The sequence below is a fragment of the Pseudomonas sp. PA27(2017) genome (assembly GCF_001945445.1).
GTDB lineage: Bacteria > Pseudomonadota > Gammaproteobacteria > Pseudomonadales > Pseudomonadaceae > Aquipseudomonas.
The window spans coordinates 1-17,248 of record NZ_MSXW01000026.1; the positions used below are offsets into that span (position 1 = coordinate 1).

Below are 17,248 nucleotides of genomic sequence, written 5' to 3' on the forward strand. Positions count from 1 at the left end.
GCAGAAGGTTGGCTGAGCTGCGGGGAGGTATCGGAGGAATGTTTCTGGATCACCGTCCAAGGCCGGGAAGACCCAGGACGGTGAAGATTTCCAAAACCCGATATCCAGTGGATCGTAAGGCTGCTCCGCTTAAGTGAACAGCATTACGACGTGTCGGGGCTTTTTCTTGTCTGCCGTCAGATCACTGACCGCTGAGAATCTGCCCCAGGGTCGGATCCTTGAAGGCTCGGGTCAGGGCATCGCTCAGCACGTCGCTGACCAGCTTGGTGTTGGTTTCCTGGTTAGGCGCCATGCCGAAACGCTGGTTCAGCGAAGCGCCATAACGGCCACTGTAACGACGGTTGCTGTTCTGCACATCGGCACGGAAGCTGGCGGTCATATCGGCCTCTGTCACGTACATGCCTTCCTTGGGCGACTGATACTTCAGTTCGGCCAGGGTCAGGGTCAGTTGCGGCGCGTTGTAGGCATTGGCCGACGGGGTGAAGCCCAGTAGGCGTACGGCTGCCTCGGCCTGAGCCTGCAGCTTGGGCAACACGTCCTGGCCCGATACGCTGATGGCGCTGGTCTCCGGATACAGACCGCCGCGAGTGCCCAGTACCGGAGAAGGACGCCCATCCACCACGCGCACCACCACCGGCTGGCCTTGGCCAACGGGAGTAAGTGACCCAATCAGCCTGGGCTGTGGGCTGAGCTGTTGCGGGCTGTGGGCACAACCGACAAGAGCCAGACTGATAACGGCAACCAGACCAAACAACAGGCGATTCATACTCGGTTCTCCATGAGGGGCGCTTAAGGCTCGCGAAGTATAACGAATCGACCTGCAAACGGTGAGCGCGGTTCCGCGTCACGCTCTCGTCACATGCTGGAGGTATAAGACTTTGGTCGCTTTGCATGAACGGAGCTTGTTTGATGCGCGCACTTCTGCAGAAATTTGCCGCCACCCCGAACCCACGCATTTACGCCTGCCTGGATGAGCATGGCATCTGCCGCGCGTTTCGCCAGAGTGCCCAGCCACCGGGCCCCGCGGGCTGGCACGAGGTCAAGGAGCAGCGTCTGACCTGGCTCGGCGCGCCCTTGCCGAAAAGCGCATTTGCCCGCCATTGAGCGCCAGCTCGGGCATCCGCCTGCTTCGCTGCATGTGCAATAAAAGTCACACGCACCTGATCACTTCCCCCGCTTTCGCCTTATAATCGCGCCCCGATTATAAGGACGCCTCCTGATCGGCATCGCCGTACCGCTGATGCAGTCATGCCATCGGCAACGCCACAGAGAGTCGCCCACTTCGTGCTGCTCGATATCGAAGGCCCTCCTCCATGCGATGGCCGCGTTTTCGCGGAACATCTGCCGGCTGGAACGGCCCAACAGGCACATGAACTTTTGAGGTTCGCGTTCCAAAAGGACGTGAAAAAACGGTTTCAATAACTTCACAAGAGTGTGGCGAACATATGAATCATCTTGCGGCAGGACACGGCGACCTCCTCCCGTTATCCCAATCCTCAATACAGCTCGGCAACCGCTGACAGGCGCCTTTGCCGCCCAGGCCGACGGCCTATGACTGGACGCTGATTTTTTGGAGATGTGGTAATGGCGCAGAACGATTACGAAGCTGTAGATGTAGTGCTGGTCGGTGCCGGCATCATGAGCGCAACGCTGGCGGTGCTGCTCAAGGAGCTCGATCCGGGTATCAAACTGGAAGTCGTCGAGGCAATGGACTTCGGTGCGGCAGAGAGTTCCAATCCGTGGAACAACGCGGGTACCGGGCACGCCGGCCTGTGCGAACTCAACTACACCCCCGAGTCTGCCGACGGCTCCATCGATATCAAGAAGGCAGTGAGCATCAACGCGCAGTTCGAGGAGTCCAAACAGTTCTGGGCCTACCTGGTCAAGAAAGGCACCTTCGGCTCGCCCAAGTCCTTTATCAATCCCGTTCCGCACTTGAGCTTCGTCCGCGGCCAGAAAGGCATCGACTACCTCAAGAAGCGCTTCGAGGCGCTGCATGTGCACCACGCCTTCGAAGATATGGTGTACAGCGAAGACCGCGCCACCATGAACGAATGGATGCCGCTGATGATGCCGGGCCGCGACCCGAACGAGCCAATCGCAGCAACCCACGTGGCCAACGGCACGGACGTCAATTTCGGCGCGCTCACCAAGAGCCTGCTCGACCATCTGGTTCAGCAGAACGAGGCTCGGGTGACCTTCAACCAGCGCGTTACCGACCTCACTCGTAATGAGCACGGCTGGCGCGTGAGCACCAAGGATCAGAAGAGCGGCAATCACCGCCAGATCCAGGCCCGCTTCGTGTTCCTCGGCGCTGGCGGCGGCGCTCTGCCCCTGCTGCAGATGTCCGGCATCGCCGAAGGCAAGGGTTTCGGCGGTTTCCCGGTCAGCGGACAGTGGCTGCGCTGCGACAACCCGGAAGTGGTGAACCAGCATCAGGCCAAGGTGTACAGCCAGGCTGAAGTCGGCTCGCCGCCCATGTCGGTGCCGCACCTGGATACGCGCGTGGTCGACGGTAAGAAATCGCTGCTGTTCGGGCCCTATGCCGGCTTCACCACCAAATTTCTTAAGAAGGGCTCGTTCCTCGACCTGCCGATGTCGGTGCGCCTGAACAACATTGGCCCGATGCTGGCGGTGGCCCGCGACAACTTCGACCTGACGCGTTACCTGGTCAAGGAAGTCATGCAGTCCCAGGAGCAGCGCCTCAATACCCTGCGCGGCTTCTACCCGCAGGCCAAGGCCAGCGACTGGCGCCTGGAGATTGCCGGCCAACGCGTGCAGATCATCAAGAAGGACGCCAAGAAAGGCGGCATCCTGCAATTCGGTACCGAGCTGGTGGCCGCCCAAGATGGCTCCATTGCCGCCCTGCTCGGCGCTTCCCCTGGCGCCTCGGTGACCGTCTCGATCATGCTCGACCTGATCCGCCGCTGCTTCCCCGAGCAATCGGCGTCAGCTGAGTGGAGCAGCAAGCTGAACGAGATGTTCCCGGTACCCGCCGCGACGCTTGTCAGTGACGCCGAGCAATACCGCGCCGTTCAGGCACAGTCGGATACGCTGCTGCAGTTGCGAGATGCCCTGCCGGCCTGATCAAGGCCTGTCGAAAACGGCGCCCTGGAGGCGCCGTTTTCATTTCTTCAGTTCAGTGCCCGCGACAATAAAAAAGCCAGTCAGCAAGCTGACTGGCCGAGGGCCTGGCAGGCCGGGTGTTACTGGAACAGCGAGTCGGCGGAAAGGCCGTTCTTCTCGAGTATCTCGCGCAGTCGCTTGAGTGCTTCGACCTGAATCTGCCGCACGCGCTCACGCGTCAGGCCGATCTCCTGGCCAACCTCCTCGAGCGTGCAGCTTTCGTGGCCACGCAGACCGAAGCGTCGTACCACAACCTCGCGTTGCTTCTCGGTCAGCTCCGACAGCCATTGGTCGATGCTCTGGGATAGATCGTCGTCCTGCAGCAACTCGCAAGGATCGGTGGGGCGATCATCGGTAAGGGTGTCGAGTAGCGTCTTGTCGGAGTCTGGCCCCAGGGATACATCCACCGAAGACACCCGCTCGTTGAGGCCAAGCATGCGCTTGACCTCGCCCACCGGTTTTTCCAGGAGATTGGCGATTTCCTCGGGGGAAGGTTCGTGATCGAGCTTCTGGGTCAGCTCCCGCGCAGCACGCAGGTAGACGTTGAGTTCCTTGACCACATGAATGGGCAAACGAATGGTGCGGGTCTGATTCATGATCGCCCGCTCGATGGTCTGCCGGATCCACCAGGTGGCGTAGGTGGAGAAGCGGAAGCCGCGCTCCGGGTCGAATTTCTCGACGGCGCGAATCAGGCCGAGATTGCCTTCTTCGATCAAGTCCAACAGCGACAACCCGCGATTCACGTAGCGCCGGGCGATCTTCACCACCAGCCGCAGGTTGCTTTCTATCATGCGTTTGCGCCCGGCGGGATCGCCCTTCTGCGCCAAACGCGCGAAGAACACCTCTTCTTCAGGAGTGAGCAGTGGAGAGAAACCGATTTCGTTGAGGTACAGCTGAGTGGCGTCGAGCGCCCGGGTGTAGTCGATGTACTTGTGCTGCTTGCTGCCGGTAGGCTGCTTGGCCTTGCTACGCGTGGCGACCTTGGCAGTAGCCGCCTTGTCGTTAGCCTCGTCAAGATCGATGTCCGGCTCCATCAGGAGCACTTCGTCATCGATGTCAAACTCCGGCGCTGCCTTGGTATTGAGTGCCATTTTATTGTTCCGTCCCTTGCTGAGTTCGACCAGCAAGCTCCGATGTGCGCTTGTCCTTGGCAACATCAGAGCCCGTCCATCCCACGTGAGCGGGTGAACGAGCGACAGATCAACGACGTGGCAGGTATTGCATTGGATCTACAGGCTTACCCTGGCGGCGAATTTCGAAGTGAAGCTTCACCCGGTCAGTTCCCGTGGAACCCATCTCGGCAATCTGTTGCCCGACTTTGACCTGCTGCCCCTCACGTACCAGCAGCCTGCGGTTGTGACCGTAGGCACTCACGTAGGTATCGCTGTGCTTGATGATCACCAATTCGCCGTAGCCCCGTAACCCACTCCCGGCGTAGACAACGGATCCACCAGACGCAGCAAGGACAGGCTGTCCCAATTCACCTGCTATATCAATGCCTTTATTCAAACTACCGTTTGAGGAAAAACGGCCGATAATCGCACCGCTCGCCGGCCACGCCCAACCTGTTGCGGAACGCTGAACCGGCTCCACGGGGGTGGTGGCAGGAGTCGTCACGATCGGCGTCGTTGGACGAGTGGTGGTTTGTGCCGGAGGCGCTTGCACCGGCGTGGAAGGCCGACCTGGCGTGGTTGCGACGGGTCTCGAGGCAGGCGGCGTGGAGGCGGTGACGGGCCCGCCAGAACTGCCGGAACCGAAGCGAATCACTTGGCCCACGCGGATCATGTACGGAGGCGCGATGGCATTGTGCGCAGCCAGTGCTTTCCAGTCCCATCCATAGCGGAAGGCGATGGAGTAAAGTGTGTCCCCACGTTGCACTCGGTATTGGCCAGAGGTGACCGGCTGGCGCTGCGAAGCAGCGCTATTGCGATCGACGACCTGCACACCACCCGATGGCGAGCTGGCGCAGCCGGCCAGCAGCGCACCTACGGCAGTCATCACCAGCAGGTTGCGCAGCATGCCCGAGGAACGATGTCCTTGTTTGGCTGTGGAACTCACCCCAATCTCCCTTGCAGACGGCCTCGAGCGACCGGTAAAGAACGCCGAAACGTCACACCTCTTCAACCTGGCGGCGGCGCGCCAGCCACTCAACGCCCAATACCAACGCGATAGCGCACAGGCTCAACACGATGGCCAGCAGCAATTGCGCGTCGTCTCCACTGACATCGGCGAACTGCCACGGCAATAGATTGACCTGTTCGAGTGGAAACGATTCACCATGACGATTGGTTTGCCATGTGAGGGTTTGTTTCCAGGGCCAGACCTTGACCAGCGAGCCGAGCATCAACCCGGCCAGAAAGGCCATGGTCAGGTCGCGCATGTTGGCGAGCAGCCAGCTCAACACCTTCGAGAAGGTCAGCAGACCTAGCACGCAACCGGCGCAAAACACCGCCAGCACGGCCAGATCGAAATTCTTCACGGCCCCTAGCACTACCGGGTAAAGACCGAGCAGCACCAGGATGAAGCTGCCCGAGATACCCGGCAGGATCATCGCGCTGATGGCGATGGCACCGGCGAAGAACAACATCAGCGGGTCGGCGGACAGTTGCATGGGCACTGCGAGGGTAATCCACAATGCGAATGCCAGGCCGACGGCAAAGCCGACCAACCGGTTACCGCGCCAGGCCTGCACCTCGCGCCCCACCAGATAGACGGATACCAGCACCAGCCCGAAGAAGAACGCCCAGAGCGGCACCGGGTGCTCGTTCATCAGGTAGCTGATGGCCCGAGCCAGGGTGAAGATACTGCTGAGAATGCCCAGCAAAACCACCAGCAGAAAACTGGCATTGCAAGCCTGCCACGCCGCGGCGATGCGCCCGCGTGCGAGCAGCATCAAGGCCTGGGGCATGGCGGCGAACGAGGCGAGAAGCTTGTCGTATATACCGGTGATCAGGGCAACGGTGCCGCCGGAGAAACCAGGCACTACATCGACCGCGCCCATCGCCATTCCTTTGGTATACAGCAGCAAGGTCTTCTTCATGCATCCTTCCGTTCGATTCGAATCAGGCCAGCGGGCCGTTAAGCAGGGGCACGAACCGTACTGCGTCGAGTACGTGCCGGGAGAAACCCTGCTCCTCGCGAATGATCAATAACAATTGCTGAACGTCACCTGAACCGACGGGAATCACCAGACGGCCGCCTGGAGCCAGCTGATCCAGCAGCGCCTGGGGCACTTCCGAGGCCGCGGCGGTAACGATGATCCCGTTGTAGGGCGCCAGCGCCGGCCAGCCTTCCCAGCCATCGCCCCAGCGAAAGACCACGTTGCGCAGGCTGAGTTTGACCAATCGTTCCTTCGCCCGTTCCTGCAGCCCCTGAATGCGCTCGACGGTGAACACCCGCTCGACCAGTTGCGCCAGGATGGCCGTCTGGTAACCGGAGCCCGTACCGATCTCCAACACCTTGTCCAGCGGGCCGGCGGCGAGCAGCAGCTCGCTCATGCGCGCCACCATGTAGGGTTGCGAGATGGTCTGGTTGTGCCCAATCGGCAGCGCCGTATCTTCATAGGCGCGATGGGCCAGGGCTTCGTCGACGAACAGATGACGCGGCGTGCGCCTGATCACCTCGAGCACGCCGGCGTTGGACAAGCCTTCTTCGTAGAGTCGCTGGATCAGGCGTTCGCGCGTGCGCTGCGAGGTCATGCCAATCCCGTGGCGGTCATGCTCCCGATTCATTTCATCAACCCCTCCAGCCAGGGTTTGAGGCGGTTGAGTCCATCCTGATAAGTGCGGTCGAGCTGCAACGGCGTGACCGACACGTAGCCCTGCATGACGGCGTGGAAGTCGGTGCCTTCAGCGCCATCCTCGACATCCCCGGCAGCAGCGATCCAGTAGCCGGCCTTGCCTCGCGGGTTGACGTCCTTGACCGGTGCGGCGGCGCGGGCACGATGGCCCAGGCGGGTCAGCTGCACACCACGGATACGCTCGAGCGGCAGGTTAGGCACGTTGACGTTCAGCACCGTACGAGGCGGCAGATCGAGCTGTTCGTGAGCCTCGACCAGCTTGCGGGCGAAATGAGCCGCGGTGGGCAGATTCTCGGCCGAACGGGAGACCAGCGAAAAGGCGAATGCCGGGCGGGCTAGAAAGCGGCCCTCGAGCGCGGCGCCTACGGTGCCGGAATACAACACGTCATCACCCAGATTGGCGCCCATGTTGATGCCCGACACGACCAGATCCGGCACATCGGGCAGCAGGCCGTTAATGCCCAGGTGCACGCAGTCGGTGGGCGTGCCATTGAGGCTGATATAGCCATTGGCCTGGGTGCAGGGGTGCAGCGGGCGATCCAGGGTCAGCGCGCTGCTGGCGCCGCTGCGGTCGCCGTCGGGGGCGATCACCGTGCAGTCGGCGTAATCAGCCAGCGCAGCGTGCAACGCGGCGAGGCCCGGTGCGGCCACGCCGTCATCGTTAGAAATCAGAATACGCATGGGTTGTCCGTCTGCCCTGCCGGTAAAAGCTCGACGATTTCGCGCACCAGAGCGGTGGCGAAACATCCAGCCGGCAGGACGAATTCCAGTTGCAGAATGTCAGGCTCGGGATAATGCCACGTCAAACCGCTAATGGGGAGGCGCAGGATACGCCGTTCGTGCGCCATGTCCGCTTGTGCGAGCCAGTGCGTGAGCTGTGCCTCAGCAGTGGCGATACGCTGTTCGAGATCGCCCGTCGCGCCCTGAGCAGGCGAAGCGCCCTCACCCCATAAAGGCCCGGTGGAATGCAGATCGAGCGCATCCAGGCGGGGATCCTTGCATTCGGCCTCACCAGCGGCGAAAAAGCTGCGGCTGTCGGTGAACGCCAGAAGATCGCCAGGCAACGCCTGGTTCCAGGTGCCGGCTGCAACACGCTCGGCGAGCACCCGATTGAACACGAAGCTGCGCGCCGCCGAGAGCACCCGCGAACGCACGTTACGCTTTTCCGGCAACTCACCGCGCTCGGCGAAATGCCGCGCATGGGCCACGTTGCCGCCGTCGAAACCGAAGCGCTGGGCACCATAGTAGTTGGGAATGCCCTGCTCGCGAATGATGTGCAGGCGCTGGTCCAGGGTGGCCTTGTCGGCCTGCAACCCGGTCAGGCGCAGAGTGAAGCCATTGGCGGCATGAGCACCGCGCTGCAGCTTGCGGGTATGTCGCACCTGCTTGAGGATCGCCAGGGTTTCGTCCTGAGCCGTCGCCAAGTCAGGGTCTTGCTTGCCCGGCAGATGCAGGCTGAACCACTGCCGGGTCAGCGCCTGTTTGTCCTTCAAACCGGCGTAACTGATCATCCGGATCGGCACACCTGCGGCCCGCGCCAGGCGACGCGCAGCATCCTCGGTATTCAGCCCGCGCTTTTCGACCCACAGCCACAGGTGCTCGCCCACCCCGGACAACTCGATGTCGAGCACCTCGTCGACCTGAAAATCCTCGGCGGTGGCCTTGAGCACGGCATGCCCGCAGGGTTCGCCATGGGCGCGCGGGCCGAGCAGTTCCAGTTCCGTCATGCGCTGACCAGCAGCGCGACGGCGTGTACGGCGATGCCTTCCTCGCGGCCCACAAAACCTAGCTTCTCGGTCGTCGTGGCCTTGACGTTGACCTGATCGAGCTCGACCTGCAGGTCTTCGGCGATCAACGCACGCATGGTCTCGATGTGCGGCGACATCTTCGGCGCCTGGGCTTCGATGGTGGCGTCGACATTGCCGACCTTCCAGCCCTTGGCATGCACCAGACCAAGCACATGGCGAAGCAGCACACGGCTATCGGCGCCCTTGAAGTTCGGGTCGGTGTCGGGAAAATGCTTGCCGATGTCACCGAGCGCCACGGCGCCAAGCAACGCATCGCTCAGCGCGTGCAGCACCACGTCGCCATCGGAATGAGCGACCAGGCCGAACTTGTGGGGAATGCGTACGCCGCCCAGGGTGATGAAATCCCCGTCGCCGAAGCGATGCACGTCGTAACCATGGCCGATCCGCATGAGCCGTTGCCCTCGCAAAAAGGTCGATTCTACCCGAAACCGCGGGCCGAGGCGGACTTGCCCGGCAAGCGAGGAGGCCATGAACCTGGAAATCTCCGGCCGCCGGCGATCTGCCGGCAAGCGCGGCGCCATCAGCCCGCACCTACGCCATACGCCGCGAATGGGCCACGATGAAAAACATGGGAATGTTTTGCCGTTTGCAGGAGTCGACAAGAGGTAGCAGAGATTTCCCGCAACCATGGAGAACATCATGGCCGTAGCAAAGAAACCGGCAGTAGCTAAACCCAAGGCAAAAGCAGCGCCGAAAACCGCACCATCGAAACTCAAGGGCGATGGCCTGAGCATCAACACCAGCGTCGACCGCGGTGCGCGCGAGAAAGTCGCCGAGGCTCTGACCAAGGCAGTGGCCGACAGTTACACCCTGTACGTGAAGACATTGGGCGTGCACTGGAACGTGCAGGGCGGCAACTTCTATGGCCTGCACAAGCTGACCGACGAGCAGTACAACGAGCTACACCAGGCCGCCGACGAGATCGCCGAACGCATTCGTGCGCTGGGCAAGCTGGTACCGACTGGCGGGGAAACCTTCCGCTCGCTGACGGTGATCGACAACGAGGCGCCCCACGGCACCACGCCGCAGATGATCAAGCAACTGGTGCTGGACAACGAGACCCTTGCCAGACGCATGAGCGAGTTTGCGGAGTTGGCCGAAGAGGCTGGCGACCTGTTCACACATGACATGCTGGTAGCGCGCATCGGCGTGCATGAACAGAACGCCTGGATGCTGCGTTCTAGCCTGGGCGAATAATCGTCCGGCGATAGAAAAAGGGCGCTGCAGATCTGATCTGCAGCGCCCTTTTTTCGTTCTATGCCTTCGCTATCGCTTCGCGCGCATGGTGCACTCCCACAAAAGCCACTCAGCAACAATCTGTGGGAGCGGGTGGGGACGCCTATTTCATGCCCGAGAAAGTCTCTCCTATCGAAGAACTACTTCAGCCAGCCAACGCTTCGGCATGGTGACGCAAATGATCCTCGATGAAGCTGGCAATGAAGTAATAGCTGTGGTCGTAACCCGGCTGCAGGCGCAGCGTCAGCGGGTGATTCGCTGCCTTCGCCGCCGTTTCGAGCGCATGGGGTTTTAGCTGGCCGTCGAGGAAATCATCGCGATCGCCCTGATCAACCAGAATCGGCAGCTTCTCCGAGGCCTCGGCGATCAGCACGCTGGCATCCCACTCGCGCCAGCGCGAGCGGTCCTCACCCAGGTAGTTGCTGAAGGCTTTCTCGCCCCACGGGCAATTGACCGGATTGGCGATCGGTGAAAACGCCGAAACCGACCGATAGCGCCCCGGATTCTTCAGCGCACAGATCAGCGCGCCGTGGCCACCCATGGAGTGACCGGCGATACCGCGTTTGTCCGAAACCGGGAAGTTGGCCTCAATCAGCGCCGGCAATTCCTGCACGACATAGTCATACATGCGGTAATGGCGGGCCCAGGGCTCCTGGGTGGCGTTGACATAAAAGCCGGCGCCAAGGCCGAAGTCATAAGCACCATTGGCGTCATCCGGCACGCCCTCGCCCCGCGGGCTGGTGTCCGGCGCGACGATGATCAACCCCAGCTCGGCGGCCATGCGCTGGGCGCCGGCCTTCTGCATGAAGTTCTCGTCGGTGCAGGTCAGGCCGCTCAGCCAATACAGCACCGGCAACCTGGCGCCCTGCTCGGCCTGGGGCGGCAGATAGACGGCGAACACCATGTCGCAGTTGAGGCTGGAAGAGCGGTGCTTGTAGCGCTTGTGCCAGCCGCCGAAGCTCTTGTTACTGGATACGATTTCCAAAGTCATGGCAAATCCTCACGGGCGGTGGGCAAGCCGTCCTGGGACGGCGTTGCCTACCCCACTGATCAGTAGTGGATGACGGTGCGGATGCTCTTGCCTTCATGCATCAGGTCGAAGGCGTCATTGATCTTGTCCAGGCCCATGGTGTGGGTGATGAACGTATCCAGCGGAATCTCGCCGCTCTGCGACTTCTCGACGTAGGTCGGCAGCTCGGTACGGCCTTTGACGCCACCAAAGGCGCTACCGCGCCAGACGCGACCGGTCACCAGCTGGAACGGACGGGTGCTGATTTCCTGCCCAGCGCCGGCCACGCCGATGATCACGCTCTCGCCCCAGCCCTTGTGCGCGCACTCCAGCGCAGCACGCATCAGTTGCACGTTGCCGACGCACTCGAAGCTGTAGTCCACGCCGCCGTCGGTGAGCTCGACGATGACGTCCTGGATCGGCTTGTCGTAATCCTTGGGATTGACGAAATCGGTCGCACCCAACTCCCGAGCCACGTCGAACTTAGCCGGGTTGATGTCGACGGCGATAATGCGCGAGGCCTTGGCCATCTTGGCGCCGATGATGGCCGCCAGGCCGATGCCGCCCAGGCCAAAGATCGCCACGGTGGCGCCCTCTTCCACCTTGGCGGTGTTGAGCACGGCGCCAATGCCGGTGGTCACGCCGCAACCGAGCAGGCAGACCTTTTCCAGCGGCGCTTCTTTCGGGATGACGGCCAGGGACACTTCCGGCAGCACGGTGTACTCGGAGAAGGTCGAGCAGCCCATGTAGTGATAGATCGGCTCGCCGTTGTAGCTGAAACGCGTGGTGCCATCGGGCATCAGGCCCTTGCCTTGGGTGGCGCGCACCGAACTGCACAGATTGGTCTTGCCGGACAGGCAGAATTTGCACTTGCGACATTCGGCGGTATACAGCGGGATCACATGATCGCCGACAGCCACCGAGGTCACGCCCTCGCCGATGGCTTCGACGATGCCGCCGCCTTCATGGCCGAGGATAGACGGGAACACGCCTTCGGAGTCAGCACCGGACAGGGTGTAGGCATCGGTGTGGCAAACGCCGGTGGCGACGATGCGCACCAGCACTTCGCCGGCCTTTGGCGGCTCGACATCCACTTCGACGATTTTCAACGGCTCATTGGGGGCGAAGGCTACAGCGGCGCGCGACTTGATCATGTTCCGGCTCTCCAGATGAATTGCGATAGCGACGAGTGTAGTAGAGCCATCGACTGAGATAATCAGGCAGAATGCAAAACATTATTGCCCTACAGGGATAATCCATGAAGCGAGAGATGCGTTGAACCGCTGGGAAGGGCTGGATGAATTCGTCGCCGTTGCCGAATGCGGCCAGTTCACGGCAGCGGCAGAACGCCTGGGCTTGTCGTCCTCACAAGTGAGCCGGCAGATCGCCCGCCTCGAAGAACGCCTGCACACCCGCCTGTTCTACCGCACCACGCGCAAGGTGGCCTTGACCGAGGCCGGCCATACCTTCTTGCAACACTGCCAGCGCTTGCAGGACGCTCGCGAAGAAGCGTTGAACGCTATGGGCGATCTAGGCAGCGAGCCCAAAGGCCTGCTGCGCATGACCTGTGCGGTGGCCTACGGCGAGCGCTTCATCGTGCCGCTGGTGACCGCATTCATGGCGCTTCACCCGCGTCTTTGCGTGGAAATCGAGCTGAGTAATCGCACTCTCGATCTGGTGCAGGACGGTTTCGACATCGCCATTCGCCTGGGCCGCCTGCAGGACTCGCGCATGCTGGCAACCCGACTGGCGCCAAGGCGCATGTACCTGTGCGCGTCGGCGGACTACCTGCAACGCTACGGACGCCCGCACAGCCTGTCGGAACTGGCTCGGCACAATTGCCTGATCGGCAGTAGTGACGTCTGGACCTTCCAGCTGGAAGGCCGCGAAGCTTCACAGCGAATCAATGGCAACTGGCGCTGCAACAGCGGCCAGGCCGTTCTGGATGCTGCGCTGGCTGGGCTCGGCCTGTGCCAGTTGCCGGATTACTACGTGCTCGAGCATCTGCGCAGCGGCGCCCTGGTTTCGCTGCTCGACAATCATCAACCGCCCAACACCGCAGTGTGGGCGCTGTATCCCCAGCAGCGGCACCTGTCGCCCAAGGTCAGGCAACTGATCGACGCATTACGTTACGGTCTCGCTCAGCGCCCGGAATACGCCTGAAAGCCTGGTTTCGCGCACCGCGCTCATAGAATGTCACAACCGCCAGCGAACCCTGCCGGTGAGGTTCCGTCGTAACCCATGAGGCCCCTTTTCGGGTCGATGCGAACCCCCAGCATGAGGACATGGTTATGCAAGTCATGGTCAACAGCGGAAAACACGTCGACACCTCAATGGCATTCAAGACTGACATTCGCAGTCGAGTGCGCGACAAACTCCAGCGCTACGAAGAGCATCTCACCCGGGTGGAAATCCACCTCTCGGACGAAAACGCTCTCAAAAGCGGCCCCCAGGACAAGCGCTGCAAGGTCGAAGCACGAATGAAGGGTCGCGACCCGATGTCGGTTTCCTATGACGCCTGCGAGCTGCAGCAGGCCATCGATGGCGCCATGAACAAGCTGACGTCGGTGCTGGAGCGCAACATCGGCAGGAATGCCAAGAAATGGATTCACTGAGAGCGGTCCACCTGCGCCTACAGGAGCGTCGCCCCGGTACTAATTGAAGGAGGCTTTGCCGCATTTCGGCGCCGCCTGCACCATTCGCCCCGGGACGGAGCTCCTACAAGATAGAGCAGCGGTGATTGCGTGAGAGCGTCGCCCTCGGCGCGAATCGGTGGAGGCCTTACCGCGGTGCCTGCGTCGCCTGCACCATTCCGAGGGTAGGGATCCTACAAGTAGGGCAGCGGCGTCAGTGACGGCCTCGCCAGAGGCGCTCCAGGTAATGCAAGTCTTCCGGGCGGGTGACCTTAAGGTTGTCCGCCCGGCCTTCGATCAGCCGCGGCGACTGCCCCGCCCACTCCATGGCCGAGGCCTCGTCGGTGACCGCCACATCCGACACCAAGGCTTCGGCCAGTGCCTGATGCAGGGCACCGAGACGGAACATCTGCGGCGTATAGGCTTGCCAGATAACTGAACGATCGATGGTCTCACGCACGCGACCATCACTGCCCACGCGCTTGAGCGTATCGCGGGCCGGCACGGCGAGCAGCCCGCCCACGGCATCGTCAGCCAGTTCGGCGAGCAGAAGGTCGAGGTCGGCTTGCGCCAGGTTAGGCCGGGCGGCGTCGTGCACCAGCACCCAGTCCTGTTCACCGGCGCCCAGTTCGGTCAAGCGCAACAAGGCGTTGAGCACCGAGTCGGCGCGCTCGGCACCGCCGGCGGCCGTATGGATTCGCCCGTCACGGGCGTATTCGAGCGATGGCCAGAAGGGATCGTCCTCGGCCAGGCTGACCACCACGCCATGCAGGCATGGATGACCTAGAAAACAGTGTAGGGTGTGTTCGAGAATGCTCTTGCCGGCCAGTTGCAGATACTGCTTGGGCCTGTCGGCACGCATGCGGCTACCGATGCCGGCGGCCGGAATCACCGCCCAGAACGACGGCAGATCAGGTTTGTTCATTCTGCCAACTGATAGAGGGTTTCGCCGTCCTTGACCATACCCAGCTCATGGCGGGCACGCTCCTCGACGGTCTCCATGCCTTTCTTCAGCTCCATCACCTCGGCTTCGAGGATGCGGTTGCGTTCGAGCAGGCGTTCGTTTTCGCCTTGCTGATCGGCAATATCCTGCTGAAGCTCGGTTACCTGCGCCAAGCTGCCCTCACCCACCCACAGACGGTACTGCAAGCCAGCAAGCACGAGGATCAGAACGAGAAACAGCCAGTAAGGACTACGCATGGCAGGTGATGCACTCGGGTAGGAAATGGTCGCTGCGGCGGACATCCGTGGATTCTCCCTGCGTCATCGATATCCGGCAAGGCCGCCAGTGAGACCAGCGGAGCTCCAGAGAAGCCCGCGCGGCGACAGATACTCATCTGCGCCGCGCGCCCCCGACTCAGCCGCGGAACTCGCTGCGACCGCGGTACGGCGCCTTGGCGCCCAGTTGCTCTTCGATACGCAGCAGCTGGTTGTACTTGGACACGCGGTCGGACCGGCACAGCGAACCGGTCTTGATCTGACCAGCGGCAGTACCAACGGCGAGGTCGGCGATGGTGCTGTCTTCGGTTTCGCCCGAACGGTGAGAGATCACCGCGGTGAAGCCGGCGGCCTTGGCCATCTGGATGGCTTCCAGGGTTTCGGTCAGCGAGCCGATCTGGTTGAACTTGATCAGGATCGAGTTACCGATGCCTTTGTCGATGCCCTCCTTGAGAATCTTGGTGTTGGTCACGAACAGGTCGTCGCCGACCAACTGGACCTTCGCGCCGATCTTGTCGGTGAGGATCTTCCAGCCCGCCCAGTCGGATTCGTCCAGGCCATCTTCGATGGAGATGATCGGGAAACGCTCGGTCAGGCCCTTGAGATATTCGGCGAAACCTTCGGCGTCGAACGATTTACCTTCGCCGGAGAGGTTGTACTTACCGTCCTCAAAGAACTCGGAAGCCGCGCAGTCCAAGGCCAGGGTCACGTCGCTGCCCAGTTTGTAGCCAGCATTGGCCACGGCTTCGGCGATCGCGGACAGAGCGTCTTCGTTGGACGCCAGGTTCGGCGCGAAACCGCCCTCGTCGCCCACCGCCGTGTTCAGGCCACGAGCCTTGAGTACGGCCTTGAGGTGATGGAAGATTTCGGTGCCCATGCGCAGGCCGTCGGAGAAGGTCTTGGCGCCAACCGGCTGCACCATGAATTCCTGGATGTCGACGTTGTTGTCGGCGTGCTCGCCGCCATTGATGATGTTCATCATCGGTACCGGCATGGAGTACTGGCCCGGGGTACCGTTGAGGTTGGCGATGTGCGCGTACAGCGGCAGGTCCTGATCTTGAGCGGCAGCCTTGGCGGCGGCCAGGGACACGGCGAGAATGGCGTTGGCGCCCAGCTTGGCCTTGTTCTCGGTGCCGTCGAGATCGATCATGGTCTTGTCGAGGGCTTTCTGGTCAACCGGGTCCTTGCCCAGCAGCGCATCGCGGATCGGGCCATTGATGTTGGCCACGGCCTTCAGTACGCCCTTGCCCAGGTAACGGCTCTTGTCGCCATCACGCAGTTCCAGCGCTTCGCGCGAACCGGTGGAGGCACCAGACGGCGCACAGGCGCTGCCAACGATGCCATTGTCGAGGATTACGTCCGCTTCCACGGTGGGGTTGCCACGGGAGTCGAGAACCTCACGACCCTTGATGTCGACGATCTTTGCCATTCTTGTAAGCTCTCCAGAAGTTATCGAAAACGCACTGCAGCATTCGGCGCCCGCCAACGGCCATGCTCGATGGCGGTCAGGCGGACATACAAACCCGGCCAACAGGCCGGGCGGTGGAACAGACGAAACCGGGAAACGCCATCAGGCGGTTTCGATCGGATCCTGACTCTTGATCAGATCATCCAGCTGCTTGAGCTGGGCGAGGAAAGGCTCCAACTTGTCCAGGCGCAGCGCACAAGGGCCGTCGCACTTGGCGTTTTCCGGATCCGGATGCGCTTCGAGGAACAAACCTGCCAAGCCCTGGCTCATACCGGCCTTGGCCAGCTCGGTGACCTGGGCGCGACGCCCACCGGCGGAGTCAGCTCGGCCGCCCGGCATCTGCAGGGCGTGGGTGACATCGAAGAACACCGGGTATTCGAAGGCCTTCATGATGCCGAAGCCGAGCATGTCCACCACCAAGTTGTTGTACCCGAAAGAGGAGCCGCGCTCGCAGAGGATCAACTGATCGTTCCCGGCTTCGACACATTTGGCGAGAATATGTTTCATCTCCTGGGGAGCGAGAAACTGCGCCTTCTTGATGTTGATCACCGCGCCGGTCTTGGCCATGGCGACAACCAGGTCGGTTTGCCGGGACAGGAAGGCCGGTAGCTGGATGATGTCGCAGACATCGGCCACCGGTTGCGCTTGGTCGGGTTCGTGAACGTCGGTGATCACCGGCACACCGAAGGTCTTCTTCACTTCCTCGAAGATCTTCATGCCTTCTTCCAGGCCAGGGCCGCGGAAGGAAGTCACCGAGGAGCGGTTGGCCTTGTCGAAACTGGCCTTGAACACGTAAGGGATGCCGAGCTTGTCAGTGACCCGCACGTACTCTTCGCAGGCACGCATGGCCAGGTCACGAGACTCCAGCACGTTGATGCCGCCGAACAGCACGAAAGGCTTGTCGTTGGCGACGTCGATCTTGCCGACACGGACGGTCTTCTGTGCCATGGA

General features: G+C 61.7%; 20 protein-coding genes and 1 pseudogene. 7 read left to right on the forward strand and 14 right to left on the reverse strand.

What is annotated here, in order from left to right; all coding sequences use genetic code 11:
• A pseudogene (locus BVH06_RS25435) lies at positions 1-137 on the forward strand (IS4 family transposase); the annotation flags it as partial.
• Positions 138-181: 44 nt separating this feature from the next.
• Here BVH06_RS25435 and BVH06_RS13730 read toward each other — a convergent pair.
• Positions 182-766: a YajG family lipoprotein gene (locus BVH06_RS13730; protein WP_075929957.1), complete on the reverse strand. Its 585-nt coding sequence runs from the start codon at positions 764-766 to the stop codon at positions 182-184.
• A 143-nt stretch (positions 767-909) separates the two neighbouring features.
• Between BVH06_RS13730 and BVH06_RS13735 the strand changes: the two genes are divergently transcribed.
• On the forward strand, positions 910-1,104 hold the full coding sequence (locus BVH06_RS13735; RefSeq protein ID WP_075929956.1) for a hypothetical protein: 195 nt from the start codon (positions 910-912) through the stop codon (positions 1,102-1,104).
• 480 nt (positions 1,105-1,584) lie between these two features.
• Complete coding sequence (gene mqo, locus BVH06_RS13740) at positions 1,585-3,087, forward strand: malate dehydrogenase (quinone) (RefSeq protein WP_075934412.1); 1,503 nt, start codon at positions 1,585-1,587, stop codon at positions 3,085-3,087.
• Positions 3,088-3,206: 119 nt separating this feature from the next.
• Here the strand turns inward: mqo and rpoS are convergent, their stop codons facing one another.
• The 7 genes from rpoS to ispF form a co-directional block, all read right to left on the reverse strand.
• Entirely contained in the window at positions 3,207-4,217 is a 1,011-nt protein-coding gene (gene rpoS, locus BVH06_RS13745; RefSeq protein WP_075929954.1) for an RNA polymerase sigma factor RpoS, read from the reverse strand.
• A 109-nt stretch (positions 4,218-4,326) separates the two neighbouring features.
• Entirely contained in the window at positions 4,327-5,184 is an 858-nt protein-coding gene (locus BVH06_RS13750) for a peptidoglycan DD-metalloendopeptidase family protein (protein ID WP_371915292.1), read from the reverse strand.
• 52 nt (positions 5,185-5,236) lie between these two features.
• Entirely contained in the window at positions 5,237-6,166 is a 930-nt protein-coding gene (locus tag BVH06_RS13755) for a DUF368 domain-containing protein (RefSeq protein WP_075929952.1), read from the reverse strand.
• Between the two features lie 22 nt (positions 6,167-6,188).
• Complete coding sequence (locus BVH06_RS13760) at positions 6,189-6,824, reverse strand: protein-L-isoaspartate(D-aspartate) O-methyltransferase (RefSeq protein ID WP_168172916.1); 636 nt, start codon at positions 6,822-6,824, stop codon at positions 6,189-6,191.
• Positions 6,825-6,853: 29 nt separating this feature from the next.
• Positions 6,854-7,606: a 5'/3'-nucleotidase SurE gene (gene surE, locus BVH06_RS13765; RefSeq protein ID WP_075929951.1), complete on the reverse strand. Its 753-nt coding sequence runs from the start codon at positions 7,604-7,606 to the stop codon at positions 6,854-6,856.
• The gene (gene truD / locus BVH06_RS13770) at positions 7,594-8,652 is read right to left on the reverse strand and encodes a tRNA pseudouridine(13) synthase TruD (RefSeq protein WP_075934413.1); all 1,059 of its coding nucleotides are present in this window, start codon (positions 8,650-8,652) and stop codon (positions 7,594-7,596) included. The genes surE and truD overlap by 13 nt, the downstream gene beginning before the upstream one ends.
• Positions 8,649-9,122 (reverse strand): 2-C-methyl-D-erythritol 2,4-cyclodiphosphate synthase, encoded by a 474-nt coding sequence (ispF, locus tag BVH06_RS13775; protein ID WP_075929949.1) that lies wholly within the window; start codon positions 9,120-9,122, stop codon positions 8,649-8,651. The genes truD and ispF overlap by 4 nt, the downstream gene beginning before the upstream one ends.
• Positions 9,123-9,201: 79 nt before the next feature.
• On the opposite strand from ispF, the gene BVH06_RS25735 reads away from it, so the two are divergent.
• Together BVH06_RS25735 and BVH06_RS13780 are read left to right on the forward strand one after the other, a co-directional pair.
• On the forward strand, positions 9,202-9,342 hold the full coding sequence (locus BVH06_RS25735; RefSeq protein WP_168172913.1) for a hypothetical protein: 141 nt from the start codon (positions 9,202-9,204) through the stop codon (positions 9,340-9,342).
• 30 nt (positions 9,343-9,372) lie between these two features.
• Positions 9,373-9,930 (forward strand): Dps family protein, encoded by a 558-nt coding sequence (locus tag BVH06_RS13780; protein ID WP_075934680.1) that lies wholly within the window; start codon positions 9,373-9,375, stop codon positions 9,928-9,930.
• A 184-nt stretch (positions 9,931-10,114) separates the two neighbouring features.
• On the opposite strand, the gene fghA is transcribed toward BVH06_RS13780, so the two are convergent.
• Both fghA and BVH06_RS13790 read right to left on the reverse strand, forming a co-directional pair.
• Positions 10,115-10,960, reverse strand: coding sequence for an S-formylglutathione hydrolase (gene fghA, locus BVH06_RS13785; RefSeq protein ID WP_075934414.1), 846 nt, complete (start codon positions 10,958-10,960; stop codon positions 10,115-10,117).
• A 59-nt stretch (positions 10,961-11,019) separates the two neighbouring features.
• On the reverse strand, positions 11,020-12,132 hold the full coding sequence (locus BVH06_RS13790; RefSeq protein ID WP_075929947.1) for an S-(hydroxymethyl)glutathione dehydrogenase/class III alcohol dehydrogenase: 1,113 nt from the start codon (positions 12,130-12,132) through the stop codon (positions 11,020-11,022).
• Positions 12,133-12,253: 121 nt separating this feature from the next.
• Between BVH06_RS13790 and BVH06_RS13795 the strand changes: the two genes are divergently transcribed.
• Both BVH06_RS13795 and BVH06_RS13800 read left to right on the forward strand, forming a co-directional pair.
• On the forward strand, positions 12,254-13,141 hold the full coding sequence (locus tag BVH06_RS13795; RefSeq protein ID WP_075934415.1) for a LysR family transcriptional regulator: 888 nt from the start codon (positions 12,254-12,256) through the stop codon (positions 13,139-13,141).
• A 128-nt stretch (positions 13,142-13,269) separates the two neighbouring features.
• Complete coding sequence (locus tag BVH06_RS13800; protein ID WP_075929945.1) at positions 13,270-13,593, forward strand: HPF/RaiA family ribosome-associated protein; 324 nt, start codon at positions 13,270-13,272, stop codon at positions 13,591-13,593.
• 232 nt (positions 13,594-13,825) lie between these two features.
• On the opposite strand, the gene ispD is transcribed toward BVH06_RS13800, so the two are convergent.
• The 4 genes from ispD to kdsA form a co-directional block, all read right to left on the reverse strand.
• The gene (gene ispD, locus BVH06_RS13805) at positions 13,826-14,536 is read right to left on the reverse strand and encodes a 2-C-methyl-D-erythritol 4-phosphate cytidylyltransferase (protein ID WP_075934416.1); all 711 of its coding nucleotides are present in this window, start codon (positions 14,534-14,536) and stop codon (positions 13,826-13,828) included.
• Entirely contained in the window at positions 14,533-14,811 is a 279-nt protein-coding gene (ftsB, locus tag BVH06_RS13810; protein WP_075929943.1) for a cell division protein FtsB, read from the reverse strand. Before ftsB ends, ispD begins: the two co-directional genes overlap by 4 nt.
• Positions 14,812-14,968: 157 nt before the next feature.
• Complete coding sequence (gene eno, locus BVH06_RS13815) at positions 14,969-16,258, reverse strand: phosphopyruvate hydratase (protein ID WP_075934417.1); 1,290 nt, start codon at positions 16,256-16,258, stop codon at positions 14,969-14,971.
• 141 nt (positions 16,259-16,399) lie between these two features.
• Positions 16,400-17,245 carry a 3-deoxy-8-phosphooctulonate synthase gene (gene kdsA / locus BVH06_RS13820; RefSeq protein ID WP_075934418.1) on the reverse strand — a complete coding sequence of 282 codons (846 nt, stop codon included), beginning with the start codon at positions 17,243-17,245 and terminating at the stop codon, positions 16,400-16,402.
• Positions 17,246-17,248: the final 3 nt, after the last annotated feature.

Excerpts from the sequence above, each read along its gene's own strand:
- BVH06_RS13730 (WP_075929957.1), bottom strand. The coding sequence starts at position 766 with ATGAATCGCCTGTTGTTTGGTCTGGTTGCCGTTATCAGTCTGGCTCTT.
- BVH06_RS13735 (WP_075929956.1), top strand. The coding sequence starts at position 910 with ATGCGCGCACTTCTGCAGAAATTTGCCGCCACCCCGAACCCACGCATT.
- mqo (WP_075934412.1), top strand. The coding sequence starts at position 1,585 with ATGGCGCAGAACGATTACGAAGCTGTAGATGTAGTGCTGGTCGGTGCC.
- rpoS (WP_075929954.1), bottom strand. The coding sequence starts at position 4,217 with ATGGCACTCAATACCAAGGCAGCGCCGGAGTTTGACATCGATGACGAA.
- BVH06_RS13755 (WP_075929952.1), bottom strand. The coding sequence starts at position 6,166 with ATGAAGAAGACCTTGCTGCTGTATACCAAAGGAATGGCGATGGGCGCG.
- BVH06_RS13760 (WP_168172916.1), bottom strand. The coding sequence starts at position 6,824 with ATGACCTCGCAGCGCACGCGCGAACGCCTGATCCAGCGACTCTACGAA.
- surE (WP_075929951.1), bottom strand. The coding sequence starts at position 7,606 with ATGCGTATTCTGATTTCTAACGATGACGGCGTGGCCGCACCGGGCCTC.
- truD (WP_075934413.1), bottom strand. The coding sequence starts at position 8,652 with ATGACGGAACTGGAACTGCTCGGCCCGCGCGCCCATGGCGAACCCTGC.
- ispF (WP_075929949.1), bottom strand. The coding sequence starts at position 9,122 with ATGCGGATCGGCCATGGTTACGACGTGCATCGCTTCGGCGACGGGGAT.
- BVH06_RS25735 (WP_168172913.1), top strand. The coding sequence starts at position 9,202 with ATGAACCTGGAAATCTCCGGCCGCCGGCGATCTGCCGGCAAGCGCGGC.
- BVH06_RS13780 (WP_075934680.1), top strand. The coding sequence starts at position 9,373 with ATGGCCGTAGCAAAGAAACCGGCAGTAGCTAAACCCAAGGCAAAAGCA.
- fghA (WP_075934414.1), bottom strand. The coding sequence starts at position 10,960 with ATGACTTTGGAAATCGTATCCAGTAACAAGAGCTTCGGCGGCTGGCAC.
- BVH06_RS13790 (WP_075929947.1), bottom strand. The coding sequence starts at position 12,132 with ATGATCAAGTCGCGCGCCGCTGTAGCCTTCGCCCCCAATGAGCCGTTG.
- BVH06_RS13800 (WP_075929945.1), top strand. The coding sequence starts at position 13,270 with ATGCAAGTCATGGTCAACAGCGGAAAACACGTCGACACCTCAATGGCA.
- ispD (WP_075934416.1), bottom strand. The coding sequence starts at position 14,536 with ATGAACAAACCTGATCTGCCGTCGTTCTGGGCGGTGATTCCGGCCGCC.
- ftsB (WP_075929943.1), bottom strand. The coding sequence starts at position 14,811 with ATGCGTAGTCCTTACTGGCTGTTTCTCGTTCTGATCCTCGTGCTTGCT.
- eno (WP_075934417.1), bottom strand. The coding sequence starts at position 16,258 with ATGGCAAAGATCGTCGACATCAAGGGTCGTGAGGTTCTCGACTCCCGT.
- kdsA (WP_075934418.1), bottom strand. The coding sequence starts at position 17,245 with ATGGCACAGAAGACCGTCCGTGTCGGCAAGATCGACGTCGCCAACGAC.